The organism is Acetobacterium sp. MES1 (assembly GCF_002237635.1).
Taxonomy (GTDB): domain Bacteria; phylum Bacillota; class Clostridia; order Eubacteriales; family Eubacteriaceae; genus Acetobacterium; species Acetobacterium wieringae.
The window spans coordinates 1-18,371 of record NZ_MJUY01000014.1; the positions used below are offsets into that span (position 1 = coordinate 1).

The following is an 18,371-nucleotide window of genomic DNA, read 5'->3' on the forward strand; positions in this document are numbered from 1 at the left end:
CCCTTGGCTTTGACAAGGTGCCAATCTGTATGGCTAAAACCCAATATTCTTTAACCGATGACCAGACCAAACTGGGTCGTCCAACTGGTTTTAGAATCACAGTACGTCAGGTTAATATCTCAGCCGGTGCTGGCTTTATTGTCGCGCTGACCGGAGAAATCATGAAAATGCCTGGTCTTCCTAAAATACCAGCGGCCGAAAAAATTGATGTTGATGAAAACGGCGTAATTGCTGGTTTATTCTAGAAACAGCTAAAATTTAGTAGAAAACTGAGGGATCCTTCGGGATTCCTCTTAATTCATTATTCATAAACAGTTAAGTGTGAAAACGATAAACTAATCCTGAAAGAGTCCTTATAATTTTTAATTTTGAAAGAGGAGAACGAATATGAATTTTTTTAGTCCCGCAGAAATCTGTGATAATATGGTAAAAGGCTGTAACAATAAGGCCAAATTGTCAATTGGAAAAATGATCGTATTGGGTATTTTTGCTGGCGTTTTTATCGGATTTGGCGCCTATGGCTTTACAGTTATTACATCTGGTGCTGGTACCGGTTTTGAAGCGACCTTTGCCAAGTACATCGGGGCGGGGGTTTTCCCGGTTGGCCTGATGTTGGTAGTAATTTGTGGTGCCGAGCTGTTTACCGGTAACAACCTGATGACTTTATCACTTTTCAAAAAAGAAATTACCGTCGGCGCAATGTTGCGTAACTGGGGTGTGGTCTGGGCAGCCAATTTGGTGGGATCTGTTTTACTGGCTTATTTAATGTCACAAAGCGGTCTCTATGGTGAAGCGATGACAGCAAAAGCTATCGGTATTGCCGAAGCTAAATGTGCGATTCCTTTAATGCCAGTGATTATCCGGGCGATTTTCTGTAACATGCTGGTTTGTTTGGCAGTCTGGATGCAATCCGGGGCCAAAGATATCATTGGTAAGATCTTTGCGATCTGGTTCCCCATCATGCTCTTCGTTTTGTCCGGCTTTGAACATAGTGTGGCCAACATGTTCTTTATTCCCATGGGGATTTTATGTGGCGCAGACGTAACCTGGGCTCAGGCATTCCTCAACAATATTCTTCCGGTTACCCTGGGAAATATTATTGGCGGAGCTATTATTATCCCTGTTTGCTATCATTTTACTTATGCAAAAAAAGCAGCTTAATGAAGGCTGAAAATAGAAAAAGAATCTCTACCAAAGTCTGGTGGAGATTCTTTTTTTTAGGGGTTGATTCTTAGTATTGTTTTTCCTTGATCAGGCCTTTGCGGTAGGCAGTGATCAGCATTTCCAAGTCCTCCACTTGAGCCATGATCGCTTTGCCGGTATCGGTGTCGCGAACTCGTTTTCGTTCGGTGGTTTTTTCCACTACCATTAGGGTGGATTTGATATCAACCCCGTCAGAAATGGCCTTTTCTACGGATTCAAAAGGATCGTGGCTGATCAGAATCAGCCCATAGGAATTGTAGGTCAGGGTATAGCCAGCGATGCCGGTGGTTTTCTGGTAGGCTCGGGCAAAACCACCGTCAATGACCAGTTGTTTACCCTTGGCCCGGATCGGGCTTTCGCCAGAGGTGGCTTTCACCGGAATATGGCCGTTGATCAGGTGACCATGATCCGGGTCAACCCCGAATTCGATCAGAATTTTTCGGGCCAGCTCTTCATCGTCGTCAATTAACAGGTAGAAGGGTGCATGATGTTCTTTATGGGGTACTTTGTCATCGATGAAATAACGTTCAAAGGTGGCCATTTTGTCTTTGCCAAAGAGGGGTGAATCCTCATGGCACCATAAGAACCACAAAAAGTCGGTGCGGGTGGGGTTTTCATCCTGATCAGTTTTGCCAAAATAGGCTTCACGAGCCATCTGGTCGAACTTGTCCATCAGACTTTTGCCGATATAGGTTTTCCCGGCGATCTCTTTGGCTTTAAAACTGCCGTCTTCATTTAGTAAGACACAGGCGTGAAAAAGCAGGTTATCATTAAAGACCTTGTACATACTGCCCTTGGCATACATAAAACGGATATGTTTCTGAAGCTTTTCACTGTGTAGAAAAGCGTAAACAAGACGATCCATTACCAGCGTTTCTTCTTCAGTCAGGGTACAGGGGTCGGACGGATTCAGGGTGGGGAAGTTGGTATCATTAAGCTGGTAAACAACCCCCTCGACATCGACGGTGCCATTGTCAAAGTCAATGCGGCGTAACAGTTGCCGTTTGGCCATGTTGTACTCGGGGTGGTTGTCGATCATGGTTTCTTCCAGCTTGAATTGGATCATGGCAATGGCCTTGTGCATTTTGGCCATTAGTGCTGTTTCCTGATCGGAGACGGTGTGGCTATCAGAAATTTTGGGAGTAAACTTGGTACAGGGATCGTCACCATAAACCCGGTTGGCAAATGAAGCCAGTGGTAACAGGTTAATGCCGTAGCCGTTTTCCAGAACATCCATGTTGGCATAACGCAGGGCGATTCGGACGGCGTTGGCGATACAGGCTGCGTTACCGGCAGCAGCGCCCATCCAGAGAATGTCGTGGTTGCCCCACTGCATATCCAGTGAATGATGGCGCATCAGAGTATCCATGACTTCGTCAGGACCGGCCCCCCGGTCATAAATATCGCCGATGATATGCAGGTGATCAATGGTCAGCCGTTTGATCACCCCGGAAATCTCCACGATAAAGTGTTGGGCTCGTTCCAGACTGACCAGGCTCTCAATAATCTCATGGTAATACTCCCGTTTATTAAAACGGTGCTCGTCTTCCTGAAGCAGCTCCTCCATAATATAGGCAAAGTCTTTAGGAAGCGCCTTGCGAACCTTGGAACGGGTATATTTTGAAGCCGCCGCCCGGCATACCTTAACCAGCCGGTAAATGGTCAGTTTATACCAATTATCCAGAGATTCCCGACTCCGTTCTTTTTTTATCAGATCAATTTTTTCTTCGGGATAGTAAATCAGAGTAGATAGTTCTTCCAGTTCTTCAAAGGCGATGGTGTTTCCCAGTTCCTGATGAACCTTGCGTTTAATGGCACCGGAAGCGTTTTGCATGACGTGATTGAAGGCCTCGTGTTCACCATGAATATCGGTAAGAAAATGCTCGGTTCCTTTGGGGAGGTTGAGGATCGCTTTGAGATTGACCACCTCGCCAACAGCACTGGTAATATTAGGGAAATTTTGAGACAACAGTTCCAGATATTTTTGATTTTCTTGTAATTGCGTTTTTGTATAACCGTTCATATCGACCTCTATCTTTAAAATTCAAATTATGATGTAAATGTTTTCGTCCTGATTATACACTTGAAACCATTAAAAAGCCATTAAAAAATATCAAGGTCAGCTAAAGACAAAAGTTGGATTCCATGATAAAATGAGACACATGAAATGGCCGGCCAGTCTGGAAAAGACCAGGTAAACGATCACAAATCTTAGTTTTAATATACAGGTGGGAAAAATGGAGACAAAAATTATTGCCGCGGTAGAAGCAATTGACGAAAAACGGGCGATGGCTCTGGTGGCTGCAGAACTGGAAAGCGGAAAAGACAAGAAAGAAATTGCCAATCAACTGAATTTTGCTCTGCAGCGGGTGGCGGTTCGTTATGAAGAAGGTGAGTACTACATCGCCGATCTGATTATGGCCGGGGAACTGGTATCTAACCTGCTGAGCATGATGGGCATGGACAGCACCCAGCTGATTGATGGGAAGAGTCTAGGGAAAATCGTGGTGGGTACAGTTTTTGACGACATCCACGATGTCGGAAAAAATATCTTTATCAGTATGCTTCGGGCCGAAGGTTTTGAAGTCATTGACATGGGAACCGATGTTTCCACGGAACGGTTTATCGAAATTATCCGCAAAGAAAAACCCGCTATTCTGGGAATCAGTGGAATTCTCACCTCAGTAGTAGAGAACATCAAGGAAGTCATTGATGAAATCGTTGCCCAGGGGCTCCGGGAAGATCTGAAAATCATTTTAGGAGGTGCTCTGGCGGGAACCGATTATGCCAAATATGTAGGTGCCGATGACTACTCCAGCGATGCCATCGAAGGGGTCAGTATCTGCAAGCAATGGCTTTTGAAGTGAATGGGTGATGGGCAATGAGAAAAATTCTATATCTTGATATTGTCAATGATATCAAAGGAAAAATTGAAAAAGGTATCTTAAAACCCGGAGATCTATTACCATCGGAAAACGAAATGGCTGAGCAGTTTGATGTCAGCCGAACCACTCTGCGCAAAAGTCTGGCCTTGTTGGTAAATGAAAAATATATCTACACCATTCCCGGCAAGGGGAACTATGTATGTGAACCCACGGCCAATCAGTACCAGTTCTATTTTGATGAAATCGACAGCCTGAAGGGGGAAGTGGAAGAAGTCAAACTGGTCAGTGTGGGCGTTATTACCCCGGGTCGCAAACTGATGCGGGAACTGAAGATCGGCTCCTTTGAAAAGGTCATTAAAATTCAGAAAGCCACCAAAATAAAAGAAGAGGTGATCCAATATGCGTCCATTTTTCTACCCTATCAGAAGGGAAATCCGATTGTGGAAGACGTGATCAACTTTGCTAATTTTCATGGGCTGATGGAAAAGGGGAAACTGCAGTTCCAGCATAAAAAAATTCTCAACATCGATATCGTTCACCCCCCTCTGGAAGTTCGGGAAAACCTGCAGCTTGATCATGACGACTGTTGTTTTCTGGTATCTCAAAATATCATTTCCATGGAAGATAACATGCCGATTAGCTATAATGAATTCTATATTAAACGGAATTACTTTACCCTGACAGCAGAAACGACTTTTTAATCGCGTTGGTGATAATGCGTTAGTTTAAAACGAGATACATTTCCTGGCAGGGGGCATTTTGCTGGCCAGGTAAACAATGGAAAGGCGTTAATTTGTATGACCTCACCAGTAAAAGAACCCAAACAAAATTTATTTGAACAAGAACTGTTTAAGGCACTTGATAAAGGAATTGATGAAATGGAATTGGGACAAACGATTTTTTTAATCGATTCCATTAAAAAAATCAGGGAGAAGCTCAAAATTTATGAAATTTAAGATGATATTGCAGACTTCAGAAGCTGAAAATGATATTTTTCAATTAGCAGATATAAGGTTGTAACAATATGAAAATTGAAGATTTAAGAGGACTATATGAAAAAGACGTTGTCTTTTTTACTCAACACGTTATTGAACGATGCAAACAGCGCAATATCCGACCAAAGCATATACGGATTGCCGTTATGTCAGGTTCAATTATTGAAGACTATCCAGATGATTTCCCGACACCAAGCTGTTTAATCTTAGGTTACATTGCACCAGACACCCCACTGCATATCGTAATTGCCAGTAATGGGGAATCTGCAAAAATCGTAACGGCCTATTATCCAGATCCGGATAAATGGATGTCGGATATGAAGACAAGAAAGGAGTTCGAACAATGAAATGTTTAACCTGTAAAAATGGCACAATGGAAACAGCGACCACCACCTATTTTGCCAACCTAAAAAACTGCATCATCATTATTAAGAATGTTCCCTGTTATAAATGCGATCAGTGTGGTGAAGAATACTTTTCATCTTCTGTCGCTGAAAAATTGGATATTCTCGTCGATAAAGCTGAAGCACTGGCCAGTGAGCTGACCATTATGGAGTATGATAAAACTGCTTAAAATTAAACACACTCTCAAAATTTGTTTTCAAAACTCCCAATTTAATAATATTTTCTGTGAAGTTTTAAAAACGCCTGTGAATACACCGATTGATTCTTCCAACGTTTTACAGGAACTAAAAAAAGTCTATGCCAGTATTGGTATTACTGACAAGACTTTTCATGATTTGCGGCACACCTATGCAACCCGCTTATTTGAACTGGGCGAACCGGCAAAAACGGTACAGGAGCTGCTGGGGCATAGCAACGTAAGTCAAACATTGGGCACCTATACCCATGTGCTAGAACAGCAAAAAATAAAAACAGCGTCTTTAATAGACGCCTTGTATGATCCACCTCAAAAAACAAATGTCATTTCTATCGGTTAAAATTCGGTTAAAATGGTAGTTTTTAACTAGATTACTCCATAAGAAATGGCTTTCTTATGGGAAAAATGGTGATCCCGATTGGACTTGAACCAACGACCCCTACCATGTCAAGGTAGTGCTCTGCCAGCTGAGCTACGAGATCACTTTTTACTGCTTGATCATTTTACCTGAATCCTTACAAAAAGTAAAGCTTTTTTTAAAAAGAACTTCACAATGAACTTCTGGAACACGGTTTACAACAATCAGTATCCTTCCTGCATTGACTGCGATCTCCGCAGTGGTTGTAGTCTGGTGGAAGATACCAAATACGACTGTTATTTCAATAACCTCTTCTGTTCAGACTGTTTGTGGGTTCGATATTTTATTCGCTGTCCCTGATCGTTAGACGAATAAAGGCCTGAGCATGTGCCCAGGCCTTTTGCGGTGTGATGGATACAGTCTCGATCAGGGTTCGGGGATAGTCGTGAGATCATCCAGGTTCATCGATGAAAAATCAGTGAAGACAACGTTGGATGGCGGGGTAAACTGACTGTCGGCAATGTTATCGGCGGAAATATCGGTGACGATCGAGCTCATAACCACCGTGCCATTGCTGAGAATTTCAGTTTTCAGCGGTACGCCATATTTAGTTGAAAACCACATATGCATATCCATTACCCCGTTTTCAGGGTCGTTTTCGGTGGTTTCAATATAGATCACTTTTTCACCGTCCAGGGTTTCTACCCGGGCTACCACGTTATCCGGGAAAATGTCGGTGATGTCGTCAATGCTGGTGACGCCTTCATCCAGGTTCAGATCGCCCAGATCAGTGGTCATTTCCTGATCCTTAAATGAAAATCCCGTTGTCTGTCCTTCGGTATACTGGTAGGTTATCCCTTCTGCGGCATTATAGATGGTGATCTGTTTGCCGATCTCCGGCATTTCCATTTCCATCCGGAAATTGTCCCCTTTGGTATAGGTGGTGGAGGTGGTACTGAGATTATCGGTCATAACTGTTTTTGTGGTCATCTTAAGAGAGTCTGGATAGCTAAAATTCAAGCTTTTGAGGAGCGCTGCGCCACTGAGGCTTTCATCGAGGGTAGCGCTTTTTTCGCCGTTGCCAGTACCATCATCGGTTTTGGCAGTATTATTGCTGCCACCGCAACCGGCAAGTAGAAGTACTGACAATAATACAAAGAAAACAAGTAAAACTCTGTTTTTTTTCATTTTGTTTATCCTTTCTTTTTCATTTCGAATGAGTTTTTCACAAATAACAGGTTATTGTTCTATGCTGCTCTAATGTATACCCTAGAAAGACTGTAATAATCACAGATACACAATAAAATTCCAGAAAAGTCGGTGGTGGATACGGCTAATGAAATTCTAAATCTTTTTTCGGTATAATGGTTAAAATCTCCGTCTGCCTGGTAAAGGGACGGGGGCAAAAAAATCATAATCAAAAGGAAAAACGATGTTTATTATTGATCTGTTTTCTAAAACCGGTCTGGAAACCCTTTATTTTACTGGGGTCATTATCCTCGCCGGACTACTGCTGGGAATATTGGAAACACAATCCAACCGCAATTTTCACAAGGGCTTGGGCAGAAATGCCATCATGGTCACCGGGATTGTTGGAACCCCTGTTCACGAGCTCAGCCACGCCCTGATGGCGCTGCTTTTTGGTCATAAAATCACCGCCATCAAATTGTTTCAGCGACCGGATCGGGATGGGGTGATGGGGTATGTGAATCATGCCTATAATCCTAAAAATATCTACCATCAGGTGGGGAATTTTTTTATTGGTATTGCCCCGATTTTTGGTGGACTGCTGGTAATCATGGCATTGCTGGCGCTGTTGCTACCCCAGGTTCTGGAAAGTTTTATGGGAGTGGTGACCCAGAGTCTGGCGGTGGAAACCCTGAGTTTGGAATCATTGAATGGGGTGTTCAGTGCTTATGGGGAATTGCTGAAGTTAATTTTCGCCAGCGAGAATTTTAAGAAGGGTCGCTTTTACCTGTTTTTGTTTTTGGCGATTGGTATCTCCTCCCATATCTCCCTGAGTCCGGCGGATATCAAGGGTGCCTTCAAGGGCCTGGTTTTTATATTTTTGGTCTTGCTGATTTTCAATGCCATTGGTTTGTTTCAATCCATACTGGCTGTTGATATACTGAGATACAATGTTCTGATGACCTCATTTTTAATGATTGCCGTCATTTTTTCTTTGATTGCTTTTGGTATCAGTCTAATTTGCAGAATTTTTGCCCGTTGAATTTACATAAAAAACCATCCCAATCAGTGGATGGTTTTTTGTTTAGTATGGAACAAAAATTATGCAATTATTCCCGATAATCTTTGTAATTTTTTGGTTGCTCCGATATAATATCAGTATGAGATGATAACAATCGAAGGGATCAATGCTATTTTAGAGTTGCATAAAGATCCCGATCATGCATCGGGCTGGTTGATGGCAACGAAAGACGGCTGGTTTGGGCAGATTAAATTTATTTACCCAGGAAATGGAGCAAAACAATGAACAATCAGGTAAAAAAAATTGGAATTCTAACAGGTGGTGGCGATTGTCCCGGTTTGAATGCCGTGATTCGGGCAGTAACCAAAGCGGCGATCGCCAATTACGGTTACGAGGTGATTGGCTATAAGTTTGGGTACCGGGGGTTATACAATAATGACTTTATCAAATTGGACGCCCATAGCGTATCGGGAATTCTCCACAAAGGGGGAACCATCCTTTACAGCTCAAATAAGGATAATCTTTTTGACTACCAGGTGGAAGAAAATGGCCAGTGTGTTAGAAAAGATGTGTCCGATGTGGCGGTAGAAAATATGAAGAAAGAAGGGGTGGATGTCCTGGTGGTTCTCGGCGGGGACGGTACCCTGACCAGTGCCCGGGATTTTGCCAGGAAAGGGGTCAAGGTTATTGGGGTGCCTAAAACCATTGACAATGATTTATCTAAAACGGATGTGACCTTTGGCTTTAATTCAGCGGTTGATGTGGTGGTGGATGCCCTGGATAAGCTGCATACAACAGCAGAGTCCCACCATCGGATTATGGTTCTGGAAGTAATGGGTCGAAATGCCGGCTGGATTGCCCTCCATGCCGGGATTGCCGGTTCTGCCGATGTGATTCTGATACCGGAAATACCCTTTTCGCTGGATGCCATTGTGGCAAAAATGAATGAGCGCAGCCAGCGGGGCCTGCCCTTTAGCATCATTGTGGTGTCCGAAGGGGCCATGGAAAAGGGTGGGGAGCTGACGGTTGCCAAAATTGTCAGTGACTCTCCGGATCCGGTGCGTCTCGGAGGCATTGGCAATAAGCTGGCCATAGCGCTGGAAGCACGAATCACTGATCACGAAATTCGCAGTACGGTTTTGGGTCATCTTCAGCGGGGGGGCATTACCTCGGCTTATGATCGACTCCTGTCGACCCGTTATGGGGTGGCAGCGGTGGAGCTGATTGCTGAGGGTAAGTTTGGAAATATGGTGGCGCTCCAGGATGGCAAGATGACCAGTGCCCCGTTGGAAGAGGTGATCGGCAACAATAAACAAGTGGGCGTTGATTCGGAGTTGATTCAGGTGGCTAAAAGTCTGGGGGTATCCTTCGGCGAATGACCGGGGATCACGTCCAAGCTGATTCGTGTTTAGTAAAAAAAATGCCCGGACAGAAAAGTATTTCTGCCTGGGCATTAAGGGAAATCAGGATAATTTAATAACTGCGGATAAAGACTGCAGTAGAAAATTACTCAGTTCTTATTCTGGAGTTACTTCGGGGGTGTCGCTGGTGATTTCGTCAAGATCTTCTTCGAGCACCACATCATCGTCGTCGACTAAAATTTCTGAAAGGACTTCAAAAAAGAAACCTTTTGCAGAAGCCAGCGATTCGTTGTGGGCGAACATTGCCAGTTTGTGGTAATCGACAAAACCATCTTCATCAGCATACGGTTTGAGTCGTTGCAGAAAAAATTCTTCGGTAATGGCATCTTCAAACTTTTCCTGAACCGTGTTAAAGACTGTAATTAATTCACTTTTTTTCATTGTTATTACCTTCTTCAGCGTTATTTCAGCCGGTGCCGACTGATAAATTAATTATAGGAGCGGGAAGCCAAATAAACAAGGTTTATTTGCAAAACCAGACAAGAAATTTGGGCGAAACCGTTTTAAAAGAAAAAATGGATTTTTGACGCCATTTTATAGTATACTTAATAATAAATTAGAATGATTTAAATTATCCACTGTAACGAAAGGAAGTGAAGCGAGTAAATGGACTTTTTATTGGAATATCCGCCAGTTTTGCTGGCTCTATTTGCCGGATTGTTCACCTGGTTTGTCACCGCTTTAGGGGCATCTCTGGTCTTCTTTTTCAAAGAAATTAACATTAAGGTATTAAATGCCATGTTGGGTTTTGCCGCCGGGGTGATGATCGCCGCCAGCTTTTGGTCGCTGTTGGCCCCAGCCATTGAGATGGCCGAGGGAAGTCCCTTGCCAGCTTATGTGATTGTGTCTCTGGGTTTTCTGGGGGGCGGTTTTTTCCTTTGGCTGGTGGATCGCCTGCTGCCTCATGTTCATCCTGGTACCAATCACCGGGAGGGGATTAAAACCTCCTGGCAACGCAGTGTATTACTGGTTTTAGCAATTACTTTCCATAATATTCCCGAAGGTCTGGCGGTGGGGGTGGCTTTTGGTGGTCTGGCTTCCGGTTCTCCGGCAATGACCCTGGCCGGGGCCGTATCGCTGGCTTTGGGGATCGGTCTGCAGAATTTCCCGGAAGGAGCAGCGGTATCGATTCCCCTGCGGCGAGAAAACATGAGCCGGCGCAAGGCCTTTTTGATTGGTCAATTCTCTGGTATGGTAGAGCCCGTTGCAGCGGTGATTGGGGCAGCCGCAGTAGTCTTTATCGCCCCGATGCTGCCCTTTGCCCTGGCCTTTGCCGCTGGTGCCATGATCTATGTGGTGGCAGAAGAGTTGATTCCGGAAGCTCGGCTGGGTCATGAAGGCGATATTGCTACCATCGGCGTCATGTTTGGTTTCACCCTGATGATGATTCTGGATGTGGCTTTGGGATAAAATTTAAGACTGGCAGTTAAATTGAGACCAGCGAACGAGGAGAAAAAATGTTAATAATCGGACCCCACCTGTCAATTGCGGGTGGATTTACGAAGGCGGGTCAGGAAGCCGTAAAAATTAAAGCCAATACCTTCCAGTTTTTTACCCGAAATCCCCGGGGTGGTAAGGCCAAAGCACTCGACCCGGAGGATGTGGCCGGACTCCGGCAGATTATGCTAGCGCACCAGTTTGGTGACCTATTGGCTCATGCGCCCTATACCTTAAATATGTGTTCGGCTACTCCGAAGACCCGGGAATTTGCCCGGATGGTATTTAAAGAAGATTTGCTGCGACTGGAAGAGCTGCCCTGTGAGCTTTATAATTTTCACCCCGGCAGCCACACCGGACAAGGGGTGGAGCAAGGCATTAGCTGGATCACCCAGATTCTCAATGAGGAAATGTGGCCCGAGCAGAAGGCCACCGTGGTGTTGGAAACCATGTCCGGCAAGGGCACCGAAATTGGCCGAAGCTTTGAGGAATTGAAAATGATCATCGATCAGGTGGCATTAAAAGATAAAATGGGGGTCTGTTTGGATACCTGTCATGTTTACTCAGGAGGATATGATGTGGTCGGAAATCTGGAGGGGGTGCTGGAAGATTTTGAGCGGATCATCGGTTTGAACTATCTCAAATGTCTGCATTTAAATGATAGCATGATGCCGTTTAACAGCAACAAAGACCGTCATCAAAAAATTGGTTTGGGAACCCTGGGGATTAATGCCTTTAAGCAGATTGTCATCCACCCCCAACTAAAAGACCTGCCTTTTTTTCTGGAAACGCCCCAGGAAGTGGCGCAGGATTATCAAAAAGAAATCGAATTGCTCCGATCTTTTTAGATCCGGGGGAAAATCCGGCGTAACATAACAAAAAAAGCAGGGATGGCTGACCCATCTCTGCTTTTTTGTTGTTTGGAGCTAATCCTTTACTGGCGCTGTGATACTGGCGCTGTGATTTTAATCGAGTTAGATTAATAAGGATAATACATAACCCAACAGGACATCTTCATTAATGTCCCAGGGATCCGCCATAATGCTTTCATCCGCTTCGGTTAATTCTGGATGTTGGGCCATATGGGTTTTAAAATAGTTCAGATATTCAGAGTCAATGGTTTCCATATCATACCTCGCTAGTACTTTCCGTGATCGACTACATATTGATGAACCGCCTGGAGTTTCTTAAGATCCAGGCCTTTGCCCCGGATAATTGCTTTGCCGGTGGTAAAGATATAGCCGCCGCCGGGTGCACCGGCATCGATCATCTTTTTTGCAATATCGATACACTCTGCGGTGGAGTGGGATTTCAGGACTTCAATGGGATAATTGCCCATGACGCACATGGTTTTACCGACCTTTTCTTTAATCGTCTTCATGTCGCCGTATTCAAAAATTCCGATCACATGGGGGGGGAGACTGGCCAGGTGATCATAAAACTTCGACCAATTCCCCTCAATAAATAAGGCGACGGTATAACCCATCCCAGTGAGGGTATTGACCAATCGGAAGAAGGTCGGCCAGTAAAAACGCTCAAACTGCTGGGGACTTAAAAAAGCGGGCATGTGCAAGGGCATAAAAATAGCAGGGATTCTTTTTGGCGGACCGGAATAGCTGGTCACCCCCCAGCGTAGCATCAGCGGCAGCAGCGCTTCACAGGCCTGCTCCACCAGATCGGGGCAGCGGTGCATATCCACCGAAATGCCCATAAAACTGCGGAGCTGATCGGCCAGAAAATCAAAGGGGGCTTCGATCATATTGTCAGAAATAATCGGAACTTCCGCTGTATCACGGCAATGGACATCAATTTCCTTTAGAATCTGGCTGTGGCGCAGATAACTAAGGGCGCCTTTGGCCAGGTTGAGTCCGCCCAGCATTCCGGGTTTTGCAAAGGCTTTGTACTGCCGGGGCAGAACCTTTTCTACCAGGGTTTTAAAGGGATCCTTGATCAGCTCTTCATACTCACTGGGCAGCATTCCGCAGACTTCAGGATGCTGCATAAAGCCATCCTTATTGGGCACGAAATTCTGAGATTCGATGATGGTGTACATTCCCGGACAGCGCAAAAAAGCCGCAAAGGCGGCATCGACCTTCATATCCTGATAGTAAACGGGCAGACATTCCCGGAGAATCTCAAGATTCCAGGTGGCTGTTTTAAGGTGTTGACCACAATAGTCTACCGCCACTTCCGGGCTGTTTAAGGCAAAAATAGGGATCCGGTCTGGTTTTTCCAGATTTACGGCTTTTTCAATACGGATCAATCGTTCGTCCAATAATCCTTTGGCATCACTCATTTATTGCGACCTTTATCCTTTTGCGTTGAAATCAGCTGAAATATTGTATGTGTTCAAATTATCATTATTTTTGACAATTGTCAATCTTTATTGAGACGAAAAGTGTTTGAAAATAAGGCTTGATTCGGGCACCAAAATGTGCTACTATGATGTTAATAAGTGAGCAAGTGTTCACATATTAAGGAGATACAATGAGTAAAGTTTTGAAAAACGATCATACCGAGGAAACCTTGTTTGAGGTGGCTGAATTTTTTAAGGTACTGGGTGATCCAACCCGCATAAAAATCGTCTCGGCGCTGTTTGAAAATGGCGAGTTGTGTGTGAATGATATTGTCAACCTGGTGGATGTCACCCGAACGGCGGTATCTCATCAATTGCGAATTCTTAAAGACAAACGGATCATTAGTTATCGAAAAGAAGGTCAAATGAAATTTTATCATCTGGATGATGCGCACGTGGAAGTGATTGTCCTCTTAACCATCACCCATTTAAGCCATCATTAGGAGTATTGAAAAGAGGTTATCAGCATGAAGCTATTTTTAGAAGGACTTAACTGTGCCAATTGTGCCGGAAAAATTGAAAAATTGGTTGGTAAAATGCCAAATGTTCAGGCAGTCAGTCTGTCTCTGGCCACCGGATCATTGGTGATTGATGAAGGGGAGGGATTTGCTCAGGACGAAACCTATGATGCCATTGTCAAACTGGTGCATTCGCTGGAGCCCCATGTTGTGGTTTCCAAAAATCGCAAATTAACAGCTGCAGTTGAACCCTGTGGTTGTGAGGGTCATGGTCACGAACATGTTCATCATTCGGGTGAGAAATCTCAATCCGCAGGGCATTCCCACGCAGGAGCTCTGGGCGATATGGATAAACGGCAGAAACTGGAACTGATTACGGCCATTGGATTGTTTATTCTGGGTTTTGTGTTTCAGGCTTTTCTGCCCGCAAATCTGGAAGTGGTCACGATTGGGATTTTTCTGGGGGCCTATTTATTGGCCGGGTATCGGGTGATTCTGTTGGCCTTTCGTAACATCGGACAAGGTCAGATATTTGATGAAAATTTTCTGATGACCATCGCCACCTTTGGGGCCCTGGTTTTAACCGAATGGCCGGAAGCTGCTGGGGTTATGATCTTTTTCGGCATCGGCGAATATTTCCAGGATCGGGCTGTCGACAATGCCCGCCGTTCGATTGCCGAAACGATCAGCTTTAATGCCATTACTGCCAATCGGGTTGGCCCCGAAGGGGAGGTAGTTATTGATGCCAAACGAGTAAAGGTGGGTGATGTGCTGGTGATCAAACCCGGCGAAAAAATCCCTGCCGATGGGATCATCATGGATGGGATTTCCCATTTGGATACCTCGCCGCTGACGGGTGAATCCTATCCCCGGAAGGTCGAAAAGGGGGATGAAATCCTCAGCGGGATGATCAATGGTAATGCGGTGCTGAAGATGCGGGTGACGAAAGACTACGAAAACTCCACGGCCATGAAAATTATGCACCTGATTGAAGAAGCCAGTGATAAAAAAGGTAAAACCGAAAAATTCATCACCCGGTTTTCTCATTATTATACCCCGATTGTGGTCTTTTCAGCAATTGCTATGGCCATTATTCCGCCGCTTCTGATTCCTGGTGCGTCCTGGGAAACCTGGTTTTACCAGAGCCTGATCTTTCTGGTGGTGTCTTGTCCCTGTGCCCTGGTATTATCGATTCCGATCAGTTATTTTGGTGGGATTGGCCGGGCTTCCAAGGAAGGGGTTCTGATTAAGGGTGGAAATTATCTGGATGTTCTTTATCAAGCGGATGTCTTTGTCTTTGACAAAACCGGAACCCTGACTCAGGGTGAATTCAAGGTCATCAAAACTGTAGCGGCTCCAGGCTTTAGCGAAGCAGAAGTGTTAGCGGCCGCAGCTGCCGGGGAACACTATTCCAACCACCCCATTGGGAAGGCAATTACGGCCCATGCCCAAATTATTGTTGATGAAACCCGGTTAAAAAATTATGCCGAAATTCCCGGCAAAGGTACCCGGGTGGAAGTGGACAATCAGGTAATCCTGGCCGGAAATAAGAGTCTTCTGATCGATCATCAGATTGAACTGGCCGAAAATGATGAGGCGGGTACCATTGTCTATATTGCCATCAATAAGCAACTGGCTGGGTACCTGGTATTGGGGGACAAAGTCAAAGATAATACCTTTGCCACCTTGCAACAGCTCAAAAAACTGGGCGTCAAAAAAACCGTGATGCTCAGTGGGGATAATGCCCAGGTTGCCAACCAGATCGGTCAGCAGCTGCAGCTTGATGAAGTGATGGGCGATTGCCTGCCCCAGGATAAGGTGACGGCCTTTGAGCAAATCAAAGCTGACAATTCGGATGGGAAAACCATCTTTGTCGGAGACGGCATGAATGATGCCCCGGTTCTGGCGATGGCTGATGCGGGGATCGCCATGGGGGCCCTGGGTTCAGACGCCGCCATTGAGGCAGCCGACATTATTCTGATGAAAGACGATCCCATGGATATTGTCAAGTCAGTGGATATTGCCAAATATACCCGTCGAATTATGATTCAAAATATTGTTATGGCTCTGGGGATTAAAATTACGGTACTGACTTTGACCTTCTTTGGCATGGGTGAGATGTATCTGGCAATTTTTGCCGATGTTGGTGCCGCCATCCTGACTATTTTAAATACCACCCGGATTCTCCGTTATCGGGGAAGCTGGCAGAAAACAAAATAGAAAAAATGAAAAATCGCTGTTTATCAGCGATTCAGACTGTCAAAAAAGATAACCTAGTACCGACAATTGTTACATCATGTTGTACGCATCGGAGCGGACACGGCATCGCCTGTCCGATTCCGCAGCGTACAACAGATTAACAATTGGTCGGTACGGGAGTTTTTCGACAACCGCAATCGCTGTTTATCGGCGATTTTTTTTGGTTAAAATTTACCCGTCAGAATTGGAAGCGTTTACTTGACAATCGGATGTTAAAGGTGTATCATACGACTAAACATGTACACACATGTCACACAAGTTTTTTATGAGATGATTTTTTTAAAGAAGGGGTATTAAAATGCTGGATTTAAAGGTATTAACACAGGCAGTTGGAGATTTAGAAGAAGAAGATGTAATGGATCTGCTCAATGATTTTGTGGCGACGAATCCTTCTGAAGCAGAAGCACAGGAAGCCGTTGCTGCCTGTCAGGGTGGTATGGCACTGGTTGGTGATCTGTTTGAAAAAGGCGAATATTTTGTTGGCGATCTGATCTTTGCTGGCGAATTGTTAACCGAAGCTATCAATGTGCTAAAACCGGTTTTAGGCGGTGATGATTCAGCAGTTGCTGGAACGATCGTTATCGGAACGGTTCATGGTGACTTACACGATATCGGAAAAAATATCTTTAAGAGTATGTCGGAAGCGGCAGGATTTGAAGTGATTGACCTGGGGATTGATGTGGCTCCAGAAATCTTTGTCGAGAAAGCCAAAGATTGCAATCCGGCGATCATTGGTATGAGTGGAGTCTTAACATTAGCGATCGATTCGATGAAAGAAACGGTCGATGCGCTCAAAGCTGCTGGCATCGATGCTAAAGTGATCATTGGCGGAAATCCGGTTACGAAAGAATCCTGTGAATATGTGGGTGCTGATCAATTTACCACCAATGCAGCAGAAGGCGTTAAAATCTGTCAGGGATGGGTCTAAGCCTTAATAACCCCAAAATAAAATAAAAATACGAGGATAAAGGGGAGCGTTAGCTCGGATCTTTATCCTTTTTTTATTTACACGGAAGAGAAATAGGATGACTTTTGATCAAATAGAGACATCTTTATTAGCGCTAAATTTATAAGATTTGTAGATATTTGTATATACAGGTCGATATAAGTATGGTATAATTTCGACAAACGATTTCATCAAAATCGGAAAACTTTATGTTTAGGAGGAGAGGGTGAATAATTTTTTTAGTCCCGCAGAAATCTGCGAGAACATGGTGAACGGATGTAATAATAAAGCCAAGCTACCAATCAGTAAAATGCTCGTTTTGGGTATTTTTGCTGGTGTCTTTATTGGTTTTGGGGCTTATGGTTTTACGGTTATTACATCGGGTGCCGGTACTGGTTTTGAAGCGACCTTTGCCAAGTATATTGGGGCTGGGGTTTTCCCGGTGGGCCTGATGCTGGTGGTTATTTGTGGTGCAGAACTGTTTACTGGAAACAACCTGATGACCTTATCACTTTTCAAAAAAGAAATTACGGTTGGTGCAATGCTCCGTAATTGGGGGGTGGTCTGGATGGCCAACCTGATCGGGTCGGTTTTATTGGCCTGGTTGATGTCCCAAAGTGGTCTTTATGGTGAGGCCATGACGGCCAAAGCCATCGGGATTGCCGAAGCGAAATGCGCGATTCCTTTAATGCCAGTGATCATCCGGGCGATTTTCTGTAATATGCTGGTTTGCCTGGCGGTCTGGATGCAATCCGGGGCCAAAGATATCATTGGTAAGATCTTTGCGATCTGGTTCCCCATCATGCTCTTCGTTTTGTCTGGTTTTGAGCATAGTGTGGCCAACATGTTTTTTATTCCCATGGGGATCTTCTGCGGCGCAGATGTAACCTGGGCTCAGGCTTTTCTGAACAATATTCTTCCAGTAACCTTGGGAAATATTATTGGTGGGGCCGTTATCATTCCTGCTTGCTATCATTTTACCTATGCTAAAAAATCAGCGGCATAAAAGTTGACAGTTTAGTAACTTTTGCTCTTCATTAAGAGAAGAGCAAAGGCCTCTAAACTTAAAGAAATAAAAATTTGTATGATAAATATCAATTATACCATTATCAAAAAAAATAATTTAGGTTATAATTAAAAGAACTTTGAAAAATATTAAACTAGAAATTCCAGGTGTGATCATTTAGATAAAGCCAGGTTGATAAACGTGGTGGTGGTATTCAATTTACACCTTTAAGGGAGT

The 18,371-nt window shown here is 44.4% G+C and carries 22 protein-coding genes and 1 tRNA gene; 17 read left to right on the forward strand and 6 right to left on the reverse strand.

Going from position 1 to position 18,371, the window contains the following annotated elements:
- Together BI182_RS06015 and BI182_RS06020 are read left to right on the forward strand one after the other, a co-directional pair.
- On the forward strand, positions 1–245 hold a 245-nt coding region (locus tag BI182_RS06015; protein ID WP_286806248.1), incomplete at its 5' end, for a formate--tetrahydrofolate ligase.
- Between the two features lie 142 nt (positions 246–387).
- Positions 388–1,161, forward strand: coding sequence for a formate/nitrite transporter family protein (locus BI182_RS06020; protein WP_148638424.1), 774 nt, complete (start codon positions 388–390; stop codon positions 1,159–1,161).
- 70 nt (positions 1,162–1,231) lie between these two features.
- Here BI182_RS06020 and BI182_RS06025 read toward each other — a convergent pair whose 3' ends face one another.
- The gene (locus BI182_RS06025; RefSeq protein WP_286806251.1) at positions 1,232–3,226 is read right to left on the reverse strand and encodes a fructose-1,6-bisphosphatase; all 1,995 of its coding nucleotides are present in this window, start codon (positions 3,224–3,226) and stop codon (positions 1,232–1,234) included.
- 214 nt (positions 3,227–3,440) lie between these two features.
- Between BI182_RS06025 and BI182_RS06030 the strand changes: the two genes are divergently transcribed.
- The 6 genes from BI182_RS06030 (at position 3,441) to BI182_RS06055 (ending at position 6,024) form a co-directional block, all read left to right on the forward strand.
- Entirely contained in the window at positions 3,441–4,070 is a 630-nt protein-coding gene (locus BI182_RS06030) for a cobalamin B12-binding domain-containing protein (RefSeq protein WP_286806253.1), read from the forward strand.
- 14 nt (positions 4,071–4,084) lie between these two features.
- The gene (locus tag BI182_RS06035) at positions 4,085–4,789 is read left to right on the forward strand and encodes a GntR family transcriptional regulator (RefSeq protein ID WP_070370427.1); all 705 of its coding nucleotides are present in this window, start codon (positions 4,085–4,087) and stop codon (positions 4,787–4,789) included.
- 96 nt (positions 4,790–4,885) lie between these two features.
- Positions 4,886–5,044 carry a hypothetical protein gene (locus tag BI182_RS06040; RefSeq protein ID WP_187389321.1) on the forward strand — a complete coding sequence of 53 codons (159 nt, stop codon included), beginning with the start codon at positions 4,886–4,888 and terminating at the stop codon, positions 5,042–5,044.
- A 68-nt stretch (positions 5,045–5,112) separates the two neighbouring features.
- Positions 5,113–5,430 carry a DUF4258 domain-containing protein gene (locus BI182_RS06045; RefSeq protein ID WP_148638430.1) on the forward strand — a complete coding sequence of 106 codons (318 nt, stop codon included), beginning with the start codon at positions 5,113–5,115 and terminating at the stop codon, positions 5,428–5,430.
- Entirely contained in the window at positions 5,427–5,657 is a 231-nt protein-coding gene (locus tag BI182_RS06050) for a type II toxin-antitoxin system MqsA family antitoxin (protein ID WP_070370429.1), read from the forward strand. The genes BI182_RS06045 and BI182_RS06050 overlap by 4 nt, the downstream gene beginning before the upstream one ends.
- Positions 5,641–6,024 (forward strand): tyrosine-type recombinase/integrase, encoded by a 384-nt coding sequence (locus BI182_RS06055; RefSeq protein WP_286806257.1) that lies wholly within the window; start codon positions 5,641–5,643, stop codon positions 6,022–6,024. The genes BI182_RS06050 and BI182_RS06055 overlap by 17 nt, the downstream gene beginning before the upstream one ends.
- 66 nt (positions 6,025–6,090) lie before the next feature.
- On the opposite strand, the gene BI182_RS06060 is transcribed toward BI182_RS06055, so the two are convergent.
- Both BI182_RS06060 and BI182_RS06065 read right to left on the reverse strand, forming a co-directional pair.
- Positions 6,091–6,166, reverse strand: a tRNA-Val gene (locus BI182_RS06060).
- Between the two features lie 302 nt (positions 6,167–6,468).
- The gene (locus BI182_RS06065) at positions 6,469–7,230 is read right to left on the reverse strand and encodes a hypothetical protein (protein ID WP_286806259.1); all 762 of its coding nucleotides are present in this window, start codon (positions 7,228–7,230) and stop codon (positions 6,469–6,471) included.
- Between the two features lie 244 nt (positions 7,231–7,474).
- On the opposite strand from BI182_RS06065, the gene BI182_RS06070 reads away from it, so the two are divergent.
- The 3 genes from BI182_RS06070 to BI182_RS06080 all read left to right on the forward strand — a co-directional run bounded on the left by BI182_RS06070 (position 7,475) and on the right by BI182_RS06080 (position 9,630).
- Positions 7,475–8,272, forward strand: coding sequence for a M50 family metallopeptidase (locus BI182_RS06070; protein ID WP_286806260.1), 798 nt, complete (start codon positions 7,475–7,477; stop codon positions 8,270–8,272).
- 123 nt (positions 8,273–8,395) lie between these two features.
- Positions 8,396–8,536 (forward strand): hypothetical protein, encoded by a 141-nt coding sequence (locus BI182_RS06075; protein ID WP_175440908.1) that lies wholly within the window; start codon positions 8,396–8,398, stop codon positions 8,534–8,536.
- The gene (locus BI182_RS06080; RefSeq protein WP_286806262.1) at positions 8,533–9,630 is read left to right on the forward strand and encodes a 6-phosphofructokinase; all 1,098 of its coding nucleotides are present in this window, start codon (positions 8,533–8,535) and stop codon (positions 9,628–9,630) included. Before BI182_RS06075 ends, BI182_RS06080 begins: the two co-directional genes overlap by 4 nt.
- Positions 9,631–9,768: 138 nt before the next feature.
- On the opposite strand, the gene BI182_RS06085 is transcribed toward BI182_RS06080, so the two are convergent.
- The gene (locus BI182_RS06085) at positions 9,769–10,053 is read right to left on the reverse strand and encodes a hypothetical protein (protein WP_070370436.1); all 285 of its coding nucleotides are present in this window, start codon (positions 10,051–10,053) and stop codon (positions 9,769–9,771) included.
- A 225-nt stretch (positions 10,054–10,278) separates the two neighbouring features.
- On the opposite strand from BI182_RS06085, the gene BI182_RS06090 reads away from it, so the two are divergent.
- The gene (locus BI182_RS06090; RefSeq protein ID WP_070370437.1) at positions 10,279–11,082 is read left to right on the forward strand and encodes a ZIP family metal transporter; all 804 of its coding nucleotides are present in this window, start codon (positions 10,279–10,281) and stop codon (positions 11,080–11,082) included.
- Positions 11,083–11,129: 47 nt separating this feature from the next.
- Complete coding sequence (locus BI182_RS06095; protein ID WP_286806266.1) at positions 11,130–11,957, forward strand: deoxyribonuclease IV; 828 nt, start codon at positions 11,130–11,132, stop codon at positions 11,955–11,957.
- A 126-nt stretch (positions 11,958–12,083) separates the two neighbouring features.
- Here the strand turns inward: BI182_RS06095 and BI182_RS06100 are convergent, their stop codons facing one another.
- Both BI182_RS06100 and BI182_RS06105 read right to left on the reverse strand, forming a co-directional pair.
- On the reverse strand, positions 12,084–12,236 hold the full coding sequence (locus BI182_RS06100; RefSeq protein ID WP_228881208.1) for a hypothetical protein: 153 nt from the start codon (positions 12,234–12,236) through the stop codon (positions 12,084–12,086).
- A gap of 11 nt (positions 12,237–12,247) precedes the next feature.
- Positions 12,248–13,405 carry a uroporphyrinogen decarboxylase family protein gene (locus BI182_RS06105; RefSeq protein ID WP_286806269.1) on the reverse strand — a complete coding sequence of 386 codons (1,158 nt, stop codon included), beginning with the start codon at positions 13,403–13,405 and terminating at the stop codon, positions 12,248–12,250.
- A 191-nt stretch (positions 13,406–13,596) separates the two neighbouring features.
- On the opposite strand from BI182_RS06105, the gene BI182_RS06110 reads away from it, so the two are divergent.
- The 4 genes from BI182_RS06110 (at position 13,597) to BI182_RS06125 (ending at position 18,134) form a co-directional block, all read left to right on the forward strand.
- Positions 13,597–13,908 carry an ArsR/SmtB family transcription factor gene (locus tag BI182_RS06110; RefSeq protein ID WP_070370440.1) on the forward strand — a complete coding sequence of 104 codons (312 nt, stop codon included), beginning with the start codon at positions 13,597–13,599 and terminating at the stop codon, positions 13,906–13,908.
- A 24-nt stretch (positions 13,909–13,932) separates the two neighbouring features.
- Positions 13,933–16,143, forward strand: coding sequence for a heavy metal translocating P-type ATPase (locus tag BI182_RS06115; RefSeq protein WP_286806271.1), 2,211 nt, complete (start codon positions 13,933–13,935; stop codon positions 16,141–16,143).
- 337 nt (positions 16,144–16,480) lie between these two features.
- A complete protein-coding gene (locus tag BI182_RS06120; RefSeq protein WP_070370442.1) occupies positions 16,481–17,110 on the forward strand; it encodes a cobalamin B12-binding domain-containing protein in 630 nt (209 codons plus the stop codon).
- Positions 17,111–17,354: 244 nt separating this feature from the next.
- Positions 17,355–18,134 carry a formate/nitrite transporter family protein gene (locus BI182_RS06125; RefSeq protein WP_148638446.1) on the forward strand — a complete coding sequence of 260 codons (780 nt, stop codon included), beginning with the start codon at positions 17,355–17,357 and terminating at the stop codon, positions 18,132–18,134.
- Positions 18,135–18,371 lie beyond the last annotated feature (237 nt).

Coding starts and splice junctions, on each gene's coding strand:
- BI182_RS06020 (WP_148638424.1), top strand. CDS start 388: ATGAATTTTTTTAGTCCCGCAGAAATCTGTGATAATATGGTAAAAGGC.
- BI182_RS06025 (WP_286806251.1), bottom strand. CDS start 3,226: ATGAACGGTTATACAAAAACGCAATTACAAGAAAATCAAAAATATCTG.
- BI182_RS06030 (WP_286806253.1), top strand. CDS start 3,441: ATGGAGACAAAAATTATTGCCGCGGTAGAAGCAATTGACGAAAAACGG.
- BI182_RS06035 (WP_070370427.1), top strand. CDS start 4,085: ATGAGAAAAATTCTATATCTTGATATTGTCAATGATATCAAAGGAAAA.
- BI182_RS06040 (WP_187389321.1), top strand. CDS start 4,886: ATGACCTCACCAGTAAAAGAACCCAAACAAAATTTATTTGAACAAGAA.
- BI182_RS06045 (WP_148638430.1), top strand. CDS start 5,113: ATGAAAATTGAAGATTTAAGAGGACTATATGAAAAAGACGTTGTCTTT.
- BI182_RS06050 (WP_070370429.1), top strand. CDS start 5,427: ATGAAATGTTTAACCTGTAAAAATGGCACAATGGAAACAGCGACCACC.
- BI182_RS06055 (WP_286806257.1), top strand. CDS start 5,641: ATGATAAAACTGCTTAAAATTAAACACACTCTCAAAATTTGTTTTCAA.
- BI182_RS06065 (WP_286806259.1), bottom strand. CDS start 7,230: ATGAAAAAAAACAGAGTTTTACTTGTTTTCTTTGTATTATTGTCAGTA.
- BI182_RS06070 (WP_286806260.1), top strand. CDS start 7,475: ATGTTTATTATTGATCTGTTTTCTAAAACCGGTCTGGAAACCCTTTAT.
- BI182_RS06075 (WP_175440908.1), top strand. CDS start 8,396: ATGATAACAATCGAAGGGATCAATGCTATTTTAGAGTTGCATAAAGAT.
- BI182_RS06080 (WP_286806262.1), top strand. CDS start 8,533: ATGAACAATCAGGTAAAAAAAATTGGAATTCTAACAGGTGGTGGCGAT.
- BI182_RS06085 (WP_070370436.1), bottom strand. CDS start 10,053: ATGAAAAAAAGTGAATTAATTACAGTCTTTAACACGGTTCAGGAAAAG.
- BI182_RS06090 (WP_070370437.1), top strand. CDS start 10,279: ATGGACTTTTTATTGGAATATCCGCCAGTTTTGCTGGCTCTATTTGCC.
- BI182_RS06095 (WP_286806266.1), top strand. CDS start 11,130: ATGTTAATAATCGGACCCCACCTGTCAATTGCGGGTGGATTTACGAAG.
- BI182_RS06100 (WP_228881208.1), bottom strand. CDS start 12,236: ATGGAAACCATTGACTCTGAATATCTGAACTATTTTAAAACCCATATG.
- BI182_RS06105 (WP_286806269.1), bottom strand. CDS start 13,405: ATGAGTGATGCCAAAGGATTATTGGACGAACGATTGATCCGTATTGAA.
- BI182_RS06110 (WP_070370440.1), top strand. CDS start 13,597: ATGAGTAAAGTTTTGAAAAACGATCATACCGAGGAAACCTTGTTTGAG.
- BI182_RS06115 (WP_286806271.1), top strand. CDS start 13,933: ATGAAGCTATTTTTAGAAGGACTTAACTGTGCCAATTGTGCCGGAAAA.
- BI182_RS06120 (WP_070370442.1), top strand. CDS start 16,481: ATGCTGGATTTAAAGGTATTAACACAGGCAGTTGGAGATTTAGAAGAA.